The sequence below is a fragment of the Thermocrinis sp. genome, assembly GCF_036781485.1.
Lineage (GTDB): Bacteria > Aquificota > Aquificia > Aquificales > Aquificaceae > Thermocrinis.
Genome location: NZ_DAIQAX010000001.1, coordinates 1 through 18,546, shown reverse-complemented (window position 1 = coordinate 18,546; position 18,546 = coordinate 1). Strand labels below are relative to the sequence as shown.

Annotated in this window: 15 protein-coding genes, 2 tRNA genes, 2 rRNA genes and 3 pseudogenes; 8 read left to right on the top strand and 14 right to left on the bottom strand. The window is 46.4% G+C overall.

Going from position 1 to position 18,546, the window contains the following annotated elements; all coding sequences use genetic code 11:
- Positions 1 to 73: 73 nt before the first annotated feature.
- The 5 genes and pseudogenes from V7P40_RS00115 to V7P40_RS00095 all read right to left on the bottom strand — a co-directional run.
- Positions 74 to 3,675: ribosomal RNA gene (locus tag V7P40_RS00115) — 23S ribosomal RNA — on the bottom strand.
- Between the two features lie 79 nt (positions 3,676 to 3,754).
- Positions 3,755 to 3,826, bottom strand: a tRNA-Ala gene (locus V7P40_RS00110).
- A 16-nt stretch (positions 3,827 to 3,842) separates the two neighbouring features.
- Positions 3,843 to 3,916: transfer RNA gene (locus tag V7P40_RS00105), tRNA-Ile, on the bottom strand.
- 67 nt (positions 3,917 to 3,983) lie between these two features.
- Positions 3,984 to 5,542 (bottom strand): 16S ribosomal RNA (locus V7P40_RS00100).
- The 16S and 23S rRNA genes sit together here with 2 tRNA genes alongside, the layout of an rRNA operon.
- A gap of 346 nt (positions 5,543 to 5,888) precedes the next feature.
- Positions 5,889 to 6,197 (bottom strand): annotated as a pseudogene (locus V7P40_RS00095) (ABC transporter permease subunit); the annotation flags it as partial.
- 381 nt (positions 6,198 to 6,578) lie between these two features.
- Here V7P40_RS00095 and sfsA point away from each other — a divergent pair.
- From sfsA to V7P40_RS00080, 3 genes are read left to right on the top strand one after another with little or no spacing between them, the layout of a single operon-like run.
- A complete protein-coding gene (gene sfsA / locus V7P40_RS00090; protein ID WP_333783940.1) occupies positions 6,579 to 7,229 on the top strand; it encodes a DNA/RNA nuclease SfsA in 651 nt (216 codons plus the stop codon).
- The gene (gene ispH, locus V7P40_RS00085) at positions 7,222 to 8,079 is read left to right on the top strand and encodes a 4-hydroxy-3-methylbut-2-enyl diphosphate reductase (protein WP_333783939.1); all 858 of its coding nucleotides are present in this window, start codon (positions 7,222 to 7,224) and stop codon (positions 8,077 to 8,079) included. The genes sfsA and ispH overlap by 8 nt, the downstream gene beginning before the upstream one ends.
- Positions 8,076 to 8,666 (top strand): aminodeoxychorismate/anthranilate synthase component II, encoded by a 591-nt coding sequence (locus tag V7P40_RS00080; RefSeq protein ID WP_333783938.1) that lies wholly within the window; start codon positions 8,076 to 8,078, stop codon positions 8,664 to 8,666. Before ispH ends, V7P40_RS00080 begins: the two co-directional genes overlap by 4 nt.
- On the opposite strand, the gene cutA is transcribed toward V7P40_RS00080, so the two are convergent.
- From cutA to V7P40_RS00035, 8 genes and pseudogenes are all read right to left on the bottom strand, one after another.
- Complete coding sequence (cutA, locus tag V7P40_RS00075) at positions 8,635 to 8,955, bottom strand: divalent-cation tolerance protein CutA (protein ID WP_333783937.1); 321 nt, start codon at positions 8,953 to 8,955, stop codon at positions 8,635 to 8,637. The genes V7P40_RS00080 and cutA overlap by 32 nt on opposite strands.
- Positions 8,956 to 8,971: 16 nt before the next feature.
- The gene (def, locus tag V7P40_RS00070) at positions 8,972 to 9,478 is read right to left on the bottom strand and encodes a peptide deformylase (protein WP_333783936.1); all 507 of its coding nucleotides are present in this window, start codon (positions 9,476 to 9,478) and stop codon (positions 8,972 to 8,974) included.
- Positions 9,475 to 9,999: an ACT domain-containing protein gene (locus V7P40_RS00065; protein WP_333783935.1), complete on the bottom strand. Its 525-nt coding sequence runs from the start codon at positions 9,997 to 9,999 to the stop codon at positions 9,475 to 9,477. Before V7P40_RS00065 ends, def begins: the two co-directional genes overlap by 4 nt.
- Before the next feature lie 12 nt (positions 10,000 to 10,011).
- The gene (locus V7P40_RS00060) at positions 10,012 to 10,371 is read right to left on the bottom strand and encodes a hydrogenase expression/formation protein (RefSeq protein WP_333783934.1); all 360 of its coding nucleotides are present in this window, start codon (positions 10,369 to 10,371) and stop codon (positions 10,012 to 10,014) included.
- A complete protein-coding gene (locus V7P40_RS00055; RefSeq protein ID WP_333783933.1) occupies positions 10,346 to 10,846 on the bottom strand; it encodes a HyaD/HybD family hydrogenase maturation endopeptidase in 501 nt (166 codons plus the stop codon). The genes V7P40_RS00060 and V7P40_RS00055 overlap by 26 nt, the downstream gene beginning before the upstream one ends.
- Positions 10,843 to 11,436 (bottom strand): cytochrome b/b6 domain-containing protein, encoded by a 594-nt coding sequence (locus V7P40_RS00050; RefSeq protein ID WP_333783932.1) that lies wholly within the window; start codon positions 11,434 to 11,436, stop codon positions 10,843 to 10,845. Before V7P40_RS00050 ends, V7P40_RS00055 begins: the two co-directional genes overlap by 4 nt.
- Before the next feature lie 3 nt (positions 11,437 to 11,439).
- A pseudogene (locus V7P40_RS07640) lies at positions 11,440 to 12,645 on the bottom strand (nickel-dependent hydrogenase large subunit); the annotation flags it as partial.
- A pseudogene (locus tag V7P40_RS00035) lies at positions 12,642 to 12,892 on the bottom strand (uptake hydrogenase small subunit); the annotation flags it as partial. The pseudogenes V7P40_RS07640 and V7P40_RS00035, both read right to left, overlap by 4 nt.
- A 376-nt stretch (positions 12,893 to 13,268) precedes the next feature.
- Between V7P40_RS00035 and V7P40_RS00030 the strand changes: the two are divergent.
- Genes V7P40_RS00030 through V7P40_RS00015 form a run of 4 tightly spaced genes read left to right on the top strand, consistent with a single transcriptional unit; the run spans position 13,269 to position 17,040 of the window.
- Positions 13,269 to 13,952 carry an ABC transporter ATP-binding protein gene (locus V7P40_RS00030; protein ID WP_333783931.1) on the top strand — a complete coding sequence of 228 codons (684 nt, stop codon included), beginning with the start codon at positions 13,269 to 13,271 and terminating at the stop codon, positions 13,950 to 13,952.
- Positions 13,953 to 14,001: 49 nt separating this feature from the next.
- Positions 14,002 to 14,244 carry a HypC/HybG/HupF family hydrogenase formation chaperone gene (locus V7P40_RS00025; protein WP_345786298.1) on the top strand — a complete coding sequence of 81 codons (243 nt, stop codon included), beginning with the start codon at positions 14,002 to 14,004 and terminating at the stop codon, positions 14,242 to 14,244.
- Positions 14,231 to 15,355, top strand: coding sequence for a hydrogenase formation protein HypD (gene hypD, locus V7P40_RS00020; RefSeq protein ID WP_333783929.1), 1,125 nt, complete (start codon positions 14,231 to 14,233; stop codon positions 15,353 to 15,355). Before V7P40_RS00025 ends, hypD begins: the two co-directional genes overlap by 14 nt.
- Entirely contained in the window at positions 15,352 to 17,040 is a 1,689-nt protein-coding gene (locus V7P40_RS00015) for a hydrogenase maturation protein (protein ID WP_333783928.1), read from the top strand. Before hypD ends, V7P40_RS00015 begins: the two co-directional genes overlap by 4 nt.
- On the opposite strand, the gene V7P40_RS00010 is transcribed toward V7P40_RS00015, so the two are convergent.
- On the bottom strand, positions 17,030 to 17,623 hold the full coding sequence (locus V7P40_RS00010; protein ID WP_333783927.1) for a TetR/AcrR family transcriptional regulator: 594 nt from the start codon (positions 17,621 to 17,623) through the stop codon (positions 17,030 to 17,032). The two genes, V7P40_RS00015 and V7P40_RS00010, sit on opposite strands and share 11 nt — an antisense overlap.
- A 340-nt stretch (positions 17,624 to 17,963) precedes the next feature.
- Here V7P40_RS00010 and V7P40_RS00005 point away from each other — a divergent pair, with 340 nt between their 5' ends.
- Complete coding sequence (locus tag V7P40_RS00005; protein WP_333783926.1) at positions 17,964 to 18,413, top strand: Rrf2 family transcriptional regulator; 450 nt, start codon at positions 17,964 to 17,966, stop codon at positions 18,411 to 18,413.
- Positions 18,414 to 18,546 lie beyond the last annotated feature (133 nt).

The following is an 18,546-nucleotide window of genomic DNA, read 5'->3' as shown; positions in this document are numbered from 1 at the left end:
GGAAACCGGGTGTTTCCCCTCCGCTATGGTCCCGAGAGGAACTTGGCAACTCAATAGGTCTTTCTTCCTGTAGGTGTGCAAGCCGAACGGGCTATTAGTACCGCTTGGCTCCACCCATTGCTGAGCTTCCACCTGCGGCCTATCAACGTGGTAGTCTCCCACGGCCCTTCAGGGAGTCCTTATCTTGGGGTGGGCTTCGCGCTTAGATGCTTTCAGCGCTTATCCCGTAGCAGGATGGCTACCCGGCTCTACCTCTGGAGAGATAACCGGTACACCAGAGCCTGCCCCGTCCCGGTCCTCTCGTACTAAGGACGGACCCCCTCAAGACTCCTGCGCCCGCGGCGGATAGGGACCGAACTGTCTCGCGACGTTCTGAACCCAGCTCGCGTCCCCCTTTAATGGGCGAACAGCCCAACCCTTGGGACCTGCTTCAGCCCCAGGATGGGGGGAGCCGACATCGAGGTACCAAACCTCCCCGTCGATGTGGGCTCTCGGGGGAGATTAGCCTGTTATCCCCGGAGTAGCTTTTATCCGCTGATCACCGGCCCTTCCCCGTGGAACCGGTGGGTCACTAGGCCCCGCTTTCGCGTCTGCTCGGCCTGTCGGCCTCACAGTCAGGCACCCTTCTGCCCTTGTACTCTACGGCGGATTTCCGACCCGCCTGAGGGTACCTTTGGACGCCTCCGTTACCTTTTAGGAGGCAGCCGCCCCAGCTAAACTGCCCACCTGGCACGGTCCCCGCCAAGGATAACTTGGCTGGGTTAGGGTCTCAGCTTGTCAAGGGTGGTATCTCACCGGCGCCTCCATTCCTCCCGGAAGAGGAACTTCACAGGCTCCCACCTATCCTGCGCAAGACAAGCTAAGACTCAATACCAGGCTACAGTGAAGCTTCACGGGGTCTTTCCGTCCTGCCGCGGGTAGCCGGTGTCTTGACCGGCATCACAATTTCGCCGGGACTCTCCTCGAGACAGTGCGGCACTCGTTGGGCCATTCATGCAGGTCGGAACTTACCCGACAAGGAATTTCGCTCACCTTTCTCCTTGACTTTCGCCAAGGGGTGGACTGTATCTTGTCCTTGCCTCAAGGTCCCTTTTTATCCGAAGGAGGTTTTCTCTTTTTTCCGTGTTCATCTGCAGCGCTATATCCAGAATTTCCATCAATCCATCTAACCTTAGGTGTCTTCCTTCAAGCATGTAGCTTACTATTCTGCAAAATCTTATTCTCTCCACATTTTTCTTGGTTTTCAGAGGATGTCTTTCAAAGAAACTGCATATTTCCTTCAAACAGTTTAGCTTTCGCACCCTATAGCACCATCTATCTCCGTTGTTTTTACGCACAACCCCACATTTGAAAAAACCCTTCAGTGCGTAAAGCACTTGAACATTCCTTTGATGTTGAACTACCACAAACTCAGGAAGCACCTGATATCCTATTTGCGTTTCGGGATGGGAGTTTATGGATACGTGAAAACATCCCTCTCCATCCACAAAACCAACTACCCAGTCTGGAGATAACTCCATGGGCTAACTTCCTCCTTCGGGAGGCAAGGACCTCCGCGTACAGTCTCTGAGGATCCCCTTTTTTAGGGTTTCCTGCGGATTGCCCAATCCTTTGGCATTTTTACGGGTCCCTTTTGGACCTCGTAGCCAAGGCTCTAAGGGCTTCCCCGCATACAGCAGAGTTCAGGCAGCTTTTGCTACCTTAGGACCGTCAGAGTTACGGCCGGCGTTTACCCGGGCTTCGGTTTGGAGCTTGCACTCCGCCCCTTAACCTACGGGCACTGGCCAGGCTTCAGACCACATACATCCCCTTACGGGTTTGCGTAGTCCTGTGTTTTTGATAAACAGTCGGCACCGCCCGGTCTCTGCGACCCACAGAAGCTTACGCCGAGAGGCTTCACTTCCATGGGCCCCCCTTCTTCCGAAGGTACGGGGGCAACTTGCCGAGTTCCTTGAGGAGAGTTCCCCCGACGCCTTAGGCTGCTAACCCAGCCCACCTGTGTCGGTTTGCGGTACGGGCAGCGATGCTTCAACGCCAGCGCCGTTGTTTCTTGGCAGTGTGGCGTCAGGAGAGTTACCCCATCAGCTCTCGGAGTATGGGGTGACGGATTTGCCTGCCACCCCCTCCTACTACCTTGGACCACCATTCCATAGGTGGCTCTCCCTAGCCTCCTGCGTCACGACTCTGGCTCCACACCGCTGGCGCGGGAATGTTGACCCGCTTCCCATCGGCTACGCCTTTCGGCCTCACCTTAGGGTCCCGGCTAACTGGCGGCTGATTTACATTGCCGCCAAAACCTTGGGCTTCCGGCGGACAGGTTTCTCACCTGTCTTCGCTGCTACTCATGCCAGGATTCTCACTTCCCTGCAGTCCATCCCACCTTACGGTGAAACTTCAACCCGCAGGGAACGCTCCCCTACCGCTCGCTAACGCGAGCCCGCAGCTTCGGTGTCGGGCTTAGCCCCGCTAAATTTTCGGCGCACGGCCGCTCGGCCGGTCAGCTGTTACGCACTGTTTAAAGGATGGCTGCCTCTAAGCCAACCTCCCGGCTGTCTTAGCAGCCGCACATCCTTCCCCACTTAGCCCGAACTTTGGGACCTTAGCTGGCGGTCTGGGCTCTTTCCCTCTTGTCCACCGGAGCTTATCCCCCGGGGACTGACTGCCGTTCTACCTTTCCCGGCATTCGGAGTTTGGCAGGGTTCGGTACCCCTCTCGAGGCCCTAGCCCAACCAGTGGCTCTACCTCCGGGAAGGAACGAACGACGCTAGGCGTCGACCTATTTCGGGGAGAACGAGCTATCACGGAACGCGATTGGCTTTTCACCGCTACCCACACCTCATCGGACGGTTTTGCAGCACCGACCCGTTCGGACCTCCAGGCGGCATTACCCACCCTTCATCCTGGGCATGGGTAGATCGTTCCGCTTCGCGTCTGCCCCCAGCGACTTAACGCCCTGTTCGGACTCGCTTTCGCTACGGCTTCGCCTAACGGCTTAACCTCGCCGCTGAGGACAACTCCCTGGCTCATTTTGCAAAAGGCACGCAGTCGGGCCTTAAAGACCCTTCCACTGGGTTGTAGATCTGGGGTTTCAGGTTCTATTTCACTCCCCTTACGGGGTTCTTTTCACCTTTCCCTCACGGTACTATGCGCTATCGGTCTGCCCGTAGTACTTAGCCTTGGAGGGAGGTCCCCCCTGATTCCCACGACCTTCCACGGGGGCCGTGGTACTTGGGATCGTATCCACGGGAGACTTCTCACCTTTTGCCTACGGGGCTTTCACCCTCTATGGCGGAGCATTCCAGCTCACTTCGGCTAGGTGGAAGTTTTGTAACTCCCTGAGAGGTTGGCAGCCCTCTCCGGATACGTCCCACAACCCCGCACGAGCTAAGGCTGCCACCATGGCACCCGTGCGGTTTGGGCTGGTCCCCTTTCGCTCGCCGCTACTCGGGGAGTCTCGTTTGATTTCCTTTCCTGGGACTACTAGAAGGTTTTACTTCGTCCCGTATTGGCTCCGCTTGCGCGGATGACAGGGCTCAACACCCTGCCGGGTTTCCCCATTCGGGCATCCGGGCCTCAAAGGCATTTTGCGCCTCCACCCGGCTTATCGCAGCTTTACACGCCCTTCATCCCCTCGGGCAGCCGAGGCATCCACCCCAGACCCTTACTAACTTGCACACCTACGAGGAAGAAAGACCTATTCAGTTGCCAATATGACATGGGCCCACCAAAGGACCCACAGCCTGCCTTGTAAGCATGGAGATGGAGGGATTTGAACCCTCGACCTCCTGCTTGCAAAGCAGGCGCTCTCCCGCTGAGCTACATCCCCTCTGTACCCCAGACAATGGGCCTCGGTGGACTTGAACCACCGACCTTGCCCTTATCAGGGGCACGCTCTAACCAACTGAGCTAGAGGCCCTGCTGGATTGACAGCTCAATAGGGAGGAAGAACCCACTTTTTAAGCCTGAAACTTTTTCTCCGTCAAAAAGGAGGTGATCCAGCCGCAGGTTCCCCTACGGCTACCTTGTTACGACTTCGCCCCAGTTGCCAGCCTTCCCATCGTCCCCTGCCTCCCTTTCGGGTTAGCTCGGAGGCTTCCGGGAAGACTAACTTCCGTGGCGTGACGGGCGGTGTGTGCAAGGCCCGAGAACGTATTCACGGCGGCTTAGCTGATCCGCCATTACTACCGATTCCGGCTTCATGAGGGCGAGTTTCAGCCCTCAATCTGCACCATGACCGGGTTTAAGGATTGGCTCCCCATTACTGGGTTGCATCCCATTGTCCCGGCCACTGTAGCGCCTGTGTTGCCCCGGGCATAAAGGGCATACTGACCTGACGTCATCCCCACCTTCCTCCGGCTTATCGCCGGCGGTCCCCTTAGAGTGCTCCCCTTCCGGGGTAGCAACTAAGGGCAGGGGTTGCGCTCGTTGCGGGACTTAACCCAACATCTCACGACACGAGCTGACGACGGCCATGCACCACCTGTGGTGGGATTCTGTCCAAAGGACAGCACCCCTCGCTTTCGCAAGGGTTTCCCACCATGTCAAGCCCGGGTAAGGTTTTTCGGTTAGCATCGAATTGAACCAGACGCTCCACCGGTTGTGCGGGCCCCCGCCAATTCCTTTGAGTTTCAGGCTTGCGCCCGTACTCCCCAGGCGGGGCGCTTACCGCGTTAGCTGCGGCACCGCCACGAGGACGACGCCAAGCGCCCATGGTTTACGGCTGGGACTACCCGGGTATCTAATCCGGTTTGCTCCCCCAGCTTTCGTCCCTGACCGTCAGGACAGCCCCAGCAGGCTGCCTTCGCCTTCGGTGTTCCTCCCGATATCTACGCATTTCACCGCTACACCGGGAATTCCGCCTGCCTAAGCGTGCCTCAAGATGGGCAGTTCGGTACGCCGTTCCACCGTTGAGCGGTGGGCTTTGACGAACCGCTTACCCATCCGGCTGCGGACGCTTTACGCCCAGTGAATTCGCGCAACGCTCGGGACCTACGTATTACCGCGGCTGCTGGCACGTAGTTAGCCGTCCCTTCCTCTGGGGGTACCGTCATGGCCTGAGATTATTCACCTCAGACCACATCGTCCCCCCCGACAGGAGTTTACACCCCGAAGGGCTTCTTCCTCCACGCGGCGTCGCGGGGTCAGGCTTTCGCCCATTGCCCACGATTCCCCACTGCTGCCCCCCGTAGGGGTGTGGGCCGTGTCTCAGTCCCACTGTGGCCGACCACCCTCTCAGGCCGGCTACCCGTCGTAGGCTTGGTAGGCCGTTACCCCACCAACTACCTGATGGGCCGCGAGCCCCTCCTTGGGCGGTAGCATACCCTTGCGGGCAGAGGCCACCTTTCACCGGGAAGTCTTAGTGACCCCCGGCAATATAGGGTATTAGCCTTCCTTTCGGAAGGTTATCCCCTTCCCAAGGGCAGGTTACTCACGTGTTACTCACCCGTTTGCCGCTGAGGGGCTCATCACCCCTCCGCACGACTTGCATGTGTTAGGCACGCCGCCAGCGTTCGCGCTGAGCCAGGATCAAACTCTTCACAAAAACCTTGGGTTCTTCCTCCCTATTCAGTTGCCAAGATGTCAAGGGGCTTCTTACACCCCTCGGTTCTATGCAAACAGTTTTTATTATTATATATCTGTTTACAAAAGATGTCAAGTCCTTTTACAAGGGGCCTATCTTATCAACCCCTCAAGCAAGTATATTATTTTAATGTGTTTTATCGGGTTTGTCAAGTCTTTTTGCGCAAGGGACTTTTGACGTCCCTCAAGTAGTGTTTTTAATATAACACAATCTAGTGTATTTGTCAAGCTATTTTTGGAGGGTGCTCGCAAATTGCTATTTTGGGGTTGTGGGATAGAAAAGATTCTGTCGTTTGGCTACCTGTAATCTATTTATTTTTGTTTGCCTTATCCGCTGCCTTGTATCTTTTTTCTAGCCTTAGAACTTTATCATAAAAGGCTCCGGATAAGAAAGAAAACAGGAGAAGGATTGAAGCGTATAAATGAGCTGTAGGATAGTCTACAGCTTCCACCGCATCGTAGATAGCTATTGATACTACCCTCGTCTCACCCTGAATGTTTCCTCCGACCATCAGAACAACTCCAAACTCTCCCATAGTATGGGCAAAGGACAAAACTATGCCGGTCAATATGGAAGTCTTCATGTTCGGAAGTATTACCTTAAAAAGTGTTTCAATTGTAGATAGCAGAGTCTATGTATTTGGTAGGTAGGCCTAGAAATCGTTTTGTTAGCGTGTCGTATATTTGGCTATGGGAGTTTTTGTTTTTCAGCATTTTATAAGCAGACCTTATGGCGGACGATTGCTTGCGCATTAGCTGAAAAAGCTTTTCTCTGTCTAGACTGTTGAGTTGAAGTTTGAATTGCACGCTTACAATTACTTAGTACTGTCTGAAAGATTTTTCGAACAGCCTCTCCCACGGGTTGACAAAAAAATTTTTTTGTATATAATTAATTCCATAGAAGCTTAGAAGATTTGGGGAAATATATAGGTTAGAAACTCCCTCCCCCTCCCTCCCCAAATTTGTTTGCCCTACCGCCCGGTAGGGCCTTTTTAAAGATGAAAATTACATCCCTAAAGGAAGCAATATTTCTAAAGAGAATAAACAGGTTCGTCGGAGAGGTATTGGTAGAAGGAGAAAATCTCTTAGTGCACATAAGAAATACAGGACGTTTAACTGAGCTTCTAAGGGCTGGGAGAAAGGTTTTTCTGCGTGAAAAAGCTTCTGGTAAATATCCCTTTGATATCTTTTTGGTCAAAGCTGAAAATTCTTTGGTATGCATTGACTCAACGATTGCACCCAAACTTTATGCAGAGTTCTTGAATCTCCCTGTCAAGTTTGAGCCAGTCTTTGGTAATCAGCGATTTGATCTAATGTATTCATCCACAGTAGTAGAAACAAAATCGGTTAATCTGGTAGAACACGGGATTGCATTATTCCCAGACGCACCCACGGAGAGAGGGACTAAGCACATTTATAAACTGATAGAGATTGCAAAAGATGGACTAAATCCAGAGCTTGTTTTTGTAGTCCAAAGGGAAGATGCTAAAGCTTTTTCACCCAACTACGGAGTGGATAGAAAATTTTCAGAAGCGGTTAAGCTATTTTACCAGATGGGTTTTCCTGTAAAGGCATTCCTCTGTAAAACAAGCTTGAGCGAAATCACGATTTATAAAGAAATAGAGGTTATATTTTTAGAACATGGATAGGATAATCGTTGCACCGCATGCTGGGTTTTGTTTCGGAGTAAAAAGGGCTATAAATATAGCGGAAAGAACTTCAAAAGAGAACAAAGGTAAAAGAATATGGTCTATAGGACCTCTGATCCATAACCCACAGGAAGTGGAGAGACTAAGAAAAGAGGGGGTGGAAGTATTGGAAACCGAAGAAAATATACGCCCTGGAGACACTGTAATAATACGTTCCCACGGAATCCCCCCAAATAAGGAAGAGGAGTATGTCAGTAAGGGTTTGAGAGTGGTAGATGCTACATGTCCCTACGTGAAGGCAGTCCATCAGGCTGTAGAGAAATTGGTTGCTGAAGGATACTTTGTTGTTATACTGGGAGAGAAAAACCATCCAGAGGTTATAGGCACGTTGGGTTATCTAAAAAAGGCAGGTGGAGAGGGTGTCGTAGTAGAAACAAAAGAGGATTTGGAGAAGGTAAAGCATCTAGAAAAAATAGGTATAGTTGCACAGACTACTCAGAATGAGCAGTTCTTCAAAGAAGCAGTGGGCGAGCTAGCCCTTTGGGCGAAGGAAGTTAAAGTGATAAACACAATATGCAACGCTACTTCGGAAAGGCAGGAAGATGTTTATGAACTTGCACCAAAGGTGGATGTAATGATCATAGTAGGTGGTAAAAACAGCGGAAATACAAGAAGGCTTTATGAAATATCTCGTTCTTTAAATCCACGTAGCTACCACGTAGAGACAGCTCAAGAGTTAGATCCAGCTTGGTTTTCTGGTGCAGAGACTGTAGGCATAACCGCAGGTGCCTCAACTCCAGACTGGATAATAGAGGAAGTTAAGAAAAGAGTGGAGGAAATAATCGGATGAAGATTTTGATGATAGATAATTACGATTCTTTTACTTATAACTTGGTGCAGTATTTTCAAATACTTGGTTCGGATGTTATCGTTAAAAAAAACGATGAGATAGGGCTGGACCAGATAAGGGCTATAGACCCAGAGGCTATAGTTATCTCTCCAGGACCTTGCACGCCAAAGGAAGCGGGTATCTCTGTAGAAGTGATCAGAGAACTACATAAGGACTATCCTATACTGGGCGTATGCTTAGGGCATCAGTCTATAGGTTATGCCTTTGGGGCAAAAATCGTAAGAGCCAAAAGGTTGATGCACGGCAAAACATCCCTAATAACACACACTGGAGAAGGAATATTCTCTGGATTGCCCAATCCATTTACTGCAGTGAGATATCATTCCTTAGTGATAGACAAAAACACTTTACCAGCCTTTATAAAGGTAACCGCTTGGTCTGAGGATGGAGAAGTGATGGGCGTGCAGCATACGGATTATCCTGTTTTTGGTGTGCAGTTCCATCCTGAGTCTGTGCTTTCAGAGGCAGGCTTAGATCTTCTGAGAAACTTCCTTTTTATTGCCCAAGGGAATCGTCTATCCACTTGAGGTAATCTTCGTTCCCCCCCACTATAGGTAAGGCTATTATCTCAGGCACAGTGTAAGGATGGATTTTTTTAACTTCATGTATCAACTTTTCAAGCTTTTCCATGGAGGTTTTCACGACTAAAAGATTTTCCTTATCCTTTTCTATATTTCCCTTCCACCAATAAACCGAGCTTACCTCTGGTATTACATTTACGCAAGCACCCAACTTCTGCTCCACTATGTAATTTCCTATATCCCACCCCTTGTTCGTAGGAGTGGTTATGAAAACCACTACATGCTTCCACTCCATAAGTATGAATTATAAACTACCTGTAAACCTTTCTTTTAGATATATCTTTTGGTGATGCGACTCTTTCTATGAAGAGTTTACCATCCAGATGGTCTATCTCGTGTTGTATAACAACCGCTTCAAAGCCCTCCGTGTCAAAAACAAAACGATTTCCCCTTAGGTCAAAGGCTTCCACCTCAATCCAGTAGTATCTTTTGACGTTGCCCGTGAAATCTGGGACACTTAAACAGCCTTCTCTAACTATTATCTCACCTTCAAACTTTACTATCCTTGGGTTTATCAGAACCATAAAACCGTGACTGACTTTGTTTTCTCTATGTTTTGACTGAGAAGTATCAACGAGAATGATCCTTTTGTGCACGTCCACCTGAGGTGCAGCTATGCCCACGCAGGCAGGTGAGTTAGTCATTACGTATCTAAGCTCCTCAACAAACTCTCTCAGATCACTTCCAAAATCTACTACTTCAACGGATGGTATCTTTAACCTCTCATCCGGATAGGTGAGTATTTCAAGTTTTTTCATAAGACCGCTTCTTCGTCCCTTTCTATAGATATATCCACACCCAGTTCCTTTTTTAGCCTTTCTAAGCCTCTTTTTAGATCCTCAAACTTATCTTCTTGAGATTCAGCCTCTATATACATTAGATACAAGCTACCTCTCTTCTCGGTCCTTAGGTCTGAGATGTTTATACCGTTTTTAGACAGAAGGTTAGATACGCTGTACACTATGCCGGGCTTGTCCGCACCGGATACCACTATCCTGTATATTTCTTTCCCTTTGTATTCTTCTTCCCAATCCTCTGGCAATTTTTTACAAATTATAGAAAGATTAAGCCTTTCCCCCACATCCTTTAAGGCAGATAGTATGCTTTCCTCTTCAAGGTTTCCTGGATGACTGACTACCAACATGATGGTAAATTCACCCTTTAGCCGGGTCATAGAAGAATCCTCTATGTTTAAACCAAGATCGTAGAGGACTTTACTAACTTCAGAGACTATTCCGGGTCTATCCTTGCCAAAGACAGAAATTAGGAAAAAGTTCATAAGAAAATCTTATCATACAAGGGAAGAGAGCCTATCCTCTAAGGTCTTTATGGCTTCCTCTATGTCTTCCCTCTGACAGGCAGCGAGCATAGGAAAATCTGTTATCTCTATTGTTTCCAAAATTGGCTTTTCATCTCTGTCAAAAAATACTCCAATCCAAACACCACTTATGCCTGTTTCCCTCCACTCTACCTTTTGGGTTGCGGACTTGAAAGAAATCTTAACTTGACCGTCTCTCAGCACATCCAGTATAACATGCTTATCCTCTTCAGTAAGGGGTAATTTGTTTATATAGATTACATGTCTTTCCCCTTTGTTGTAAAAGTCCTTTAACGCCTGCAAGATCTCATGCAGTATTGCGGGTGCGTTCATCAACATGTTTAACCTCTGTTTGCCAATCTTTGAGTTGCTCTATGATTAATTTTACTAACTTTTCTAAACTATTTCTCACGGTTTGTGAAAGTTCCAAAGAAATTTCTAAACTTTCTGGTTCCATACCTATGACCACCACTTCTTTAGGATACTTGCCGGTTAGCTGAGCTATACCCAAAACCTCTTGAATACCAAGTTCATGGGCTGATACCTTTCCTCTAAAGTAGGCTTTTACTTCGTCCCCGGAAAATTTATAGAGGGTTCCAGGAGGACCCCCACCCATTACTGCATCCACTATTATGAGCCTTTCTGCACCTTCTAGAAAATAGAGCAGGTCTATACCAAGCGTGCCCCCGTCTAAGAGTTTTACGTTCTCTGGAAAAATGTAACCTTCCTTGAGCTTTTCTACAGCCCTTACTCCTAAGCCTTCATCCGATAGCAGTATGTTTCCTACTCCTAGAATAAGGATGCTCAAGCTACATCCTCCACATCCACGGGTGTTTCCTTGAAAGTTTTCATACCGTTAAACATGGAAGACACTTCTCCTTCCTTCTCTATCACATCATACCTTACAACAAGATACACATGAACAATCACGAAGAATATAACAAGCCAAGCAAACCAGTGATGCCACATGTGAACCGAGAATTCTCCTCCCAACATAGGAACTATCCAACCAAACATCTTTGCCCAAAAGCCCCCTGGATCCGAAAGACCATACATAGCAAAGCCAGTTATTACCATAAAGATAAGGACCAAGTATAGCAAAAAGTAAACAAGCCTTGCCAATGGATTCCTTATGTAGGTTCTGTGTCCAGGCTTGATAAGGAGATAGTGAAGAACCATTTCTCCTACCCCAGAGAAGTGTATGAACCTTATAAAATCCATTGTTAGACTGTGGGCGTAGGCATAAGTTGCTTCAAGCCCTTGTGAGCCTATGAAAAATGGGTTACCTATGTACAAACCGGTTAGGAACAAGACCACTATACATACAGCATTTACCCAATGCCATATGCGTAGGGACGGACTGAATATATAGATTCTTTTTACGACCTCTTCCCTCATGACTCATCCTCCTGTATAACAGATTGGCACGCTACCTTGAACTTTTACGCTGGTTATTTCCTCTCCCTTTGCATTGTAAATGTGCGTGGAACACGCCAAGCATGGGTCAAAGGAGTGTATACCTCTCAATACTTCCAGGGGTTTATCTACTACTCTCACAGGTGTATCTTTCATACACTCCTCAAAGGCTCCTTGACCACCCATTGGGTCCCCTGGACTGCCATTCCACGTTGTAGGCACAACACATTGGTAGTTGGCAATCTTCCCATCCTTTATTATTACCCAGTGTCCCAATGCACCTCTTGGTGCCTCTGTAAGCCCTATTCCCCTTGCTTCCTTTGGCCAGGTGGAGGGGTCCCAAGTATAGACAATTATGTATCTTGCGAGGGGACCAACTTCGCAAGGTTTCCCTTTCCACCTTGGAGACTTTATCCAAGAGTATTTACCTCGCTCGTCTAAGTATTTCCAATGGGTTTTTGTACCTTCCTTTGGTCCTGTGTAATTAGGTTCAGTTATACCATCCCAAGGATGCAGCCCCTTCTTCTCGTCGGGATACTTATACCAAGAGTGCGTTACATATTCTTGAATTACCTCTGAGTCCGCAAAATCTTTACCCACCAAGGGATAATACTTCGCCTTATCTACACCAAGCTCAAAGTCTTCGACCACACCGTTGGAGTGATAGAGGATCTTATTATGGTAATCTCCAGTCTTTATGCCCTTGTAAGGTTCATCTGGAAATTCTCCATATCCGATTACCCTTTTCTTTGCAAGCCCTCCACCGTAGGTTTGACCTTTTTGAACGTATATATGTCCGATGGCTAAAAGATCCACAAGATAGAAAAGGTTTACAGCTTCCACTTGGGTATATATGGCATCCTCTACAACCGCCAACCTTTCTGCATTGACCGGAGCGTTCATGTCGTCAAGAGATATAGAACAATTCATCCCTCCAACTATATAATGAGGATGAGGGTTTTTCCCACCAAAGACCACCTGAGGAATAAAGAACTCCCTCTGGACATCTAACATATTCAGGTAATGCGCTATTCCTATTAGATGAACTTCTGGTGGTAAGAGTTTGTAGTCTGGATGGTCCCACCAGTGTGCGGCAAAGATCCCAAGTTGCCCACTTTCTACCAACTTCTTTATCTTCTCTTGGAAAGCTATAAAGTATCCAGGAGTAGCCTTAGGAAATTTTCTTAGGTGGTAGGGCCCCTACAGCCTACCTTGTAAAGACACCACCCCTTCTTTGCCCCTTCATCGTCAAATCTTTCTACGAACTGTCCTGCGTTGAAGAAGGACCTTCAGTCATAACCTCAGCTATGGGAGGGCATCCTGGGACTTTTATGATTGGCTTGTTCTTTATAACCTTATCTATAGAAACTGCGGTGGTTGGGTTTGGTTTCGCAGCTTGCACACATCCCCAACTGGCACAAGAGCCCCAAGTAATTACAAACTTACTTATTGAATATTCATTCACAACTCTATGATAAACTTAGAACATTGCTATGTCAATTTATATGCTTACAGAAGAGGTCTTTGTTAGTTTAGCAAATCTCACTCCCCATCTTTTTGGCTACTGCAGTACTCCCTATCAAGAAAAGGCTCAATACTATAAAGAGGTCTACTTACGTATGCTTGCTGTTTAACTTCTTTAGCTTTTTGCTTGTAATAGTTTCGAGCCATCTTTTAACTTATGTCAGTCTTATAAGAGAGTTTAGAGAAGCTTTAAAGAGTAGGACCATGAGAAGGCTAGACAGAGGAACAAGGCTTAACTTTTACGAGAGGGTGCTTACTTTCTTTCTTGAAAAGTCCATGCATACTTCAAAGTGGATAAAGGAGAAAGGGTAGTTGTTCTGGGTATAAACGGTTCAGGAAAGAGCACCCTTCTAAAGATTCTCAACGGTCTTCTCTTTCCAGAAAGGGGGGAATACCTTTACAAAGGCGAAAGGTTGAACGAAAAAAGCCTAAGGGATCCTAAGTTTAACCTTAGGTTCCGCAAGGAAGTTGTCCTCCTCTTTCAGAACCCAGAGGTAATGCTTTTTAATCCAACGGTGTATGATGAGATGGCTTTTGGGCTCAGGCAGTTGGGATTAAAAGAGAGAGAAATCAAGGAGAGGGTCCTAAGGTGGGCTGAGGTATTCGGACTTAGTCCTTATTTGGAAAAGATTCCTTACAACCTAAGCAGAGGTCAAAAACAGAAGCTCTGCTTAGCCTGTCTTTTAATCCTTGAGCCAGAGGTTTTACTTTTGGACGAGCCTACTTCAAACTTAGATCCAAAAAGCACAGGTTTGCTAATAGACATCCTCCAAGAGTTAAACCTTACTACTGTGATCTCAACCCATAATCTTAGCTTGGTACCAGAGCTTGGAAACAGGCTTGTAGTATTAGGAGAAGGGGGCAGGATAATCTACGATGGAAGTGTGGATGGGTTTTTTTCGGATAGAGAAAAACTAATAGAAGCGGGCCTTATGCACAAACACAGAGACAAACCATACTACCACTTGCACTAAAAGAGCTCGTAGTATATATTTAATGAACAGTCTTTCACCGAGGGAGGCTATGTGTTTGGCCATACCTGCCCAGATAGAGCAGATAAGAGAAGACAACAGCGCAGTGGTGAATACTATGGGAGTGAAAAGGATAATTTCCTTGGAGCTTTTGAACGAACCTGTAAGGCAAGGGGACTGGGTCCTGGTTCATGTAGGTTTTGCCATATCAAAGCTGGATGAAGAAGAAGCATTAAAAAGTTTGGAGCTTTTTGAAGAGATACTTTCAATGGAGGAGGAGTTTGAAAACCTTTGAGCTAAAGGAATTCAGAGATAGCAAAAGACTAAAAACCATAGAGAAAGCTATAAAAAGGCTTGTGGAAAGGATAGGTAGAGTGGTAAGTATAATGGAATTCTGCGGCGGACATACTCACGCTATAGTAAAACATGGCATAGACCAGCTTTTGGAAGGTTATGTTAGGTTCGTACATGGTCCTGGTTGTCCAGTCTGCGTTATCCCACAATCAAGGATAGACCTTGCCATACACATAGCAAGGCAGGAAAACACCGTGCTGTGTTCCTACGGAGACCTTTTAAGAGTTCCGGGTTCCCAAAGAAAGAGCCTTTTGGACCTAAGGGCTGAAGGTAGGGACGTTAGGATGGTAAATTCCTCTTTGGAAGTGCTAAAAATTGCGCAGGTTGAAGGTGAAAAAAATGTGGTGTTTTTTGCCATAGGTTTTGAAACAACCACGCCCCAGACTGCAGTCTTGCTATTAAAAGCAAAGCAGTTAGGACTAAGAAATCTTTACGTGGTTTCAAACCATGTAATAACTCCATCCGCCATACAGCATATACTCAATTCTCCCGAGATAAGGGATATAGGAAAGGTTAGCATAGATGCCTTTATTGGTCCAGGGCATGTAAGCACCATAATAGGGGTAAGACCTTACGAGTATTTTTCACAGGAGTTTTTAAAGCCTGTTGTAATATGCGGTTTTGAACCACTGGACGTTATGCAAGGAGTATGGATTTTGGTCAAGCAGATAGCCAAAGGGGAGGCTTACGTGGCTAATCAATACACTCGTTTTGTTACATACGATGGGAACTTAAAAGCCCAAAAACTCGTTTCGGAAGTTTTTGAGCTTAGGAAGGAGTTTGAGTGGAGGGGTTTAGGAGTTGTGCCATACAGCGCCCTGAAGCTAAGAGGCGAGTTTGAAGAGTTTGACGGAGAAAAAAGATTCTATATAAACTTACCAAGACCTAAGGAGCATCCTGCCTGTATATGTGGAAAGGTCATCCGCGGTGTGGCTTTGCCTACTGAATGCAAACTATTTGGGACCGTTTGCACACCCCAAAATCCCATAGGTTCCTGCATGGTTTCCTCAGAAGGCGCCTGCAACGCTTACTATAGGTATAAAAGACTATGAGGATCCTTTTTCTCTGCCATAGGTTCAACTCCCTTACCCAGAGACTTTACTGTGAGCTAACTGAAAGAGGCCATGAGGTATCTATTGAGCTTGACGTTCATCCAGAGCTTACGGTAGAAGCCTTTAATCTTTACAAGCCTGATTTGGTAATTGCACCTTTCTTGAAGCGCAAAATTCCAAGGGAAGTTTGGCAAAAAGTAAAAACGTTTGTAATACATCCTGGCCCTCCTGGGGATAGGGGCCCTTCTGCCTTAGACTGGGCTATCTTAGAAAAAGCAAAAGAGTGGGGAGTTAGCTTTTTGGAGGCGGTTGAAGAATACGATGCGGGGCCAGTCTGGAGCTATAGAACCTTTCCTATGAGAAAGGCAAGAAAGTCTAGCATATACAGAATGGAGGCTACAGAAAGTGCGGTGGATTGTGTGTTAGAAGCTTTGGATTACATGCTTGAAGATAGAGAGCCTAAAAAGATATATCCAAAGGGCTCTTGGAAACCTTACATGGATCAGTCCTACAGACGCGTAGATTGGTTTAAGGATGGCACTGAAGAGGTAATAAGAAAGGTCTATGCTTCGGATAGCCAGCCTGGAGCTTTGGCATGCTTAGGAGGAGAAGAATACTATCTTTACAATCCACACAAAGAGGATATGCTCAGAGGAAAGCCTGGAGAGATACTGGCAATTAGAGATGAGGCGGTATGCATTGGAACCATAGATGGGGCTGTTTGGATTACCCACATGAGAAAAAGAGAAAAAAACTCAATAAAACTTCCAGCCCAAAGGGTAATACCGCATCTTTTGGATAAGGTAAAGGAGGAGCCTATAAAACCTTGGGAGAAGATTGATTTTAATACCTACCGGGAGATCATTTACGAGGAGGTGGCAGGGATAGGATACATAACATTTAACTTTTACAACGGGGCCATGTCCACCCAGCAGTGTGAGAGACTTTTGGAGGTGTTTAGGTATGCAAAAGAGAGACCAACAAAAGCTATTGTGCTCTTGGGACAGGAGGATTTCTTTTCAAACGGGATGAACTTAAATACTATAGAAGCTTCCGAAAGTCCGGCGGATGAATCCTGGAGAAACATAAACGCTATGGATGACCTATGTGAGGAAATTCTAAAAACATTAGACAAGCTGACTGTAGCATGTCTGCAGGGAAATGCGGGAGCGGGTGGCGTTTTCTTAGCTTTAACTTGCGATTTAGTCTTTGCTAGGGAAGGTGTGGTTTTGAACCCCCACTATAAAAACATAGGCAATCTATATGGGTCTGAGTTCTGGACATACACTCTACCTAAGAGGGTTGGGTGGGAAAAGGCAAAGGAAATAATGCAAAACAGAATGCCTATAAGCTCCAAAAAAGCTTACGAAATTGGCCTGATAGACTTCGTTTTTGGAAGAACGCCAAAGGAGTTTAGGGAAAAAGTTTCTGGATTTCTTGAAAACTTTATAAACACGAGTGATTATGATGTTTTTCTGAAAAGGAAGAGAGAGGGGAGGATTAGGGATTGGAGGGAAAAACCGCTTTTTGAATACAGAAACGAAGAGCTTGAAAGGATGAAGCTTAACTTTTTTGGGTTTGACCCAAGCTATCACATAGCCCGCTACTATTTTGTCAGAAGAATACCACCTTTTAGAACACCTCCCTATCTTGCTATTCACAGAAGATTGAAGATTAAGCCCTAAGAGCGTTCCAGATGTTGTAGGCGACTTCGTCCTTGTATTCTATTAAAGGTTTTTCTAACACTCCTTCGTTGTGCAAAAATACCATCCCGCCTATTGGACCCATAATAATGGTGAAAGCTGGGAAGAAACTCTGATTTCTAAGCTCCCCTCTTTCTATACCATCAGACAGCAAAATCATGACCTCGGTGACAACTTCAGCCACACAGGCAAAGCCCTCACAACCCTCCTTGAAGATTTCCCTGTTAACCAGAAAAACCCTAAGAAAGTAGTTTATCAATTCTGGCTCCTTTAGAGCCATTTGAAAAAATTCTTCCGTAAATCTATATATCTTTTCTCTTGTAGATATATTCTCTTGGTTTATTCTTCTTAACCTCTCCGCTACATAGCTAGAAACAGTTAGCATTATCTCTTTTGCCAGCTCTTCCTTTGATTCAAAGTAGTTGTAAATATTACCCACACTCATTCCAAGGGCGTTGGCAATATCCGGTATAACGGTGTTGTGATACCCTTTTTCAGAAAAAAGCTTACAGGCTGTTCTTATTATCTCAAGTTTTTTCTTTTCCTTAAGTAAGGACCTTTCCATGATAATTTTTATTTTAGTTAATTACAAAACTAAGGCAATAACGTTTTAAGTTTTATGTTTTCGCATTGAGAGCAACCAATGGGGAGCTGAGGCTATTAAGCTTACTCCCCAAGGGTCTATTAAGGAGATAAGTTTTTGGGCTCAGGCTCTTTATGAAGGCGATAGGAAAAAGCAGAGCATGAAAGTTTGATGTAACTTGGGGTGGATCCAGAAAAGTTAGAGAAAAAAGAGCAGAAGGGCAAGATAAAGAGAAGGTAAAGGGGTAGTTGTATTTCAAAAGATTTAAGGGTGGTGTTATATCCTTGCAAATTTCGGAGTTTAAACTATATAATAGATATTTATGATTTACTCAGAAACTGTTAAATACGCTTTGTTGGCTTTAGCCTATCTGGCTTTACAGAAGGGAAGGCTTGTGAAGGTAGAAGAGATCGCTCAAGTGCAGAACATCCCCAAGCCCTTTCTCTCAAAGATCTTTCATAAACTGGTCAGGGAAAGGGTTTTAAAATCATACAAAGGTCCCAATGGGGGTTTTGCATTTGCTATCCAACCTGAAGAAATATCCATATACGATGTGATAAGATACCTTGATGAGGACTATCGCTTAGATTACTGCGCTTTGAGACCTGGAAGATGTGAAGAGTGGCAAACTTCACCCTGTGCAGTTCACGATAAGTGGACAGACCTTAGGGAACATATTATGGAATACTTGACAACAACTACTATTGCAGAACTGGCAGGTGTTGAAGAAAAGCACAAAAAGTCAATCCAAGTGGATGGAAGAAATACTTAAGAGATTGAAGGGTTATAATTATTGAATATACGTTGGGTGAGAAATTAACCAAGCACATGACTTTTCCTGAAAAAGCTGTAACCAATAGCATAACCATAAAGGTAAGTCAAAAGGGTTATTCCCTTTCTCCACC

Excerpts from the sequence above, each read along its gene's own strand:
- V7P40_RS00050 (WP_333783932.1), bottom strand. The coding sequence starts at position 11,436 with ATGAGGGAAGAGGTCGTAAAAAGAATCTATATATTCAGTCCGTCCCTA.
- ispH (WP_333783939.1), top strand. The coding sequence starts at position 7,222 with ATGGATAGGATAATCGTTGCACCGCATGCTGGGTTTTGTTTCGGAGTA.
- sfsA (WP_333783940.1), top strand. The coding sequence starts at position 6,579 with ATGAAAATTACATCCCTAAAGGAAGCAATATTTCTAAAGAGAATAAAC.
- V7P40_RS00025 (WP_345786298.1), top strand. The coding sequence starts at position 14,002 with ATGTGTTTGGCCATACCTGCCCAGATAGAGCAGATAAGAGAAGACAAC.
- V7P40_RS00080 (WP_333783938.1), top strand. The coding sequence starts at position 8,076 with ATGAAGATTTTGATGATAGATAATTACGATTCTTTTACTTATAACTTG.
- V7P40_RS00005 (WP_333783926.1), top strand. The coding sequence starts at position 17,964 with ATGATTTACTCAGAAACTGTTAAATACGCTTTGTTGGCTTTAGCCTAT.
- V7P40_RS00010 (WP_333783927.1), bottom strand. The coding sequence starts at position 17,623 with ATGGAAAGGTCCTTACTTAAGGAAAAGAAAAAACTTGAGATAATAAGA.
- V7P40_RS00065 (WP_333783935.1), bottom strand. The coding sequence starts at position 9,999 with ATGAACTTTTTCCTAATTTCTGTCTTTGGCAAGGATAGACCCGGAATA.
- V7P40_RS00015 (WP_333783928.1), top strand. The coding sequence starts at position 15,352 with ATGAGGATCCTTTTTCTCTGCCATAGGTTCAACTCCCTTACCCAGAGA.
- cutA (WP_333783937.1), bottom strand. The coding sequence starts at position 8,955 with ATGGAGTGGAAGCATGTAGTGGTTTTCATAACCACTCCTACGAACAAG.
- V7P40_RS00060 (WP_333783934.1), bottom strand. The coding sequence starts at position 10,371 with ATGAACGCACCCGCAATACTGCATGAGATCTTGCAGGCGTTAAAGGAC.
- def (WP_333783936.1), bottom strand. The coding sequence starts at position 9,478 with ATGAAAAAACTTGAAATACTCACCTATCCGGATGAGAGGTTAAAGATA.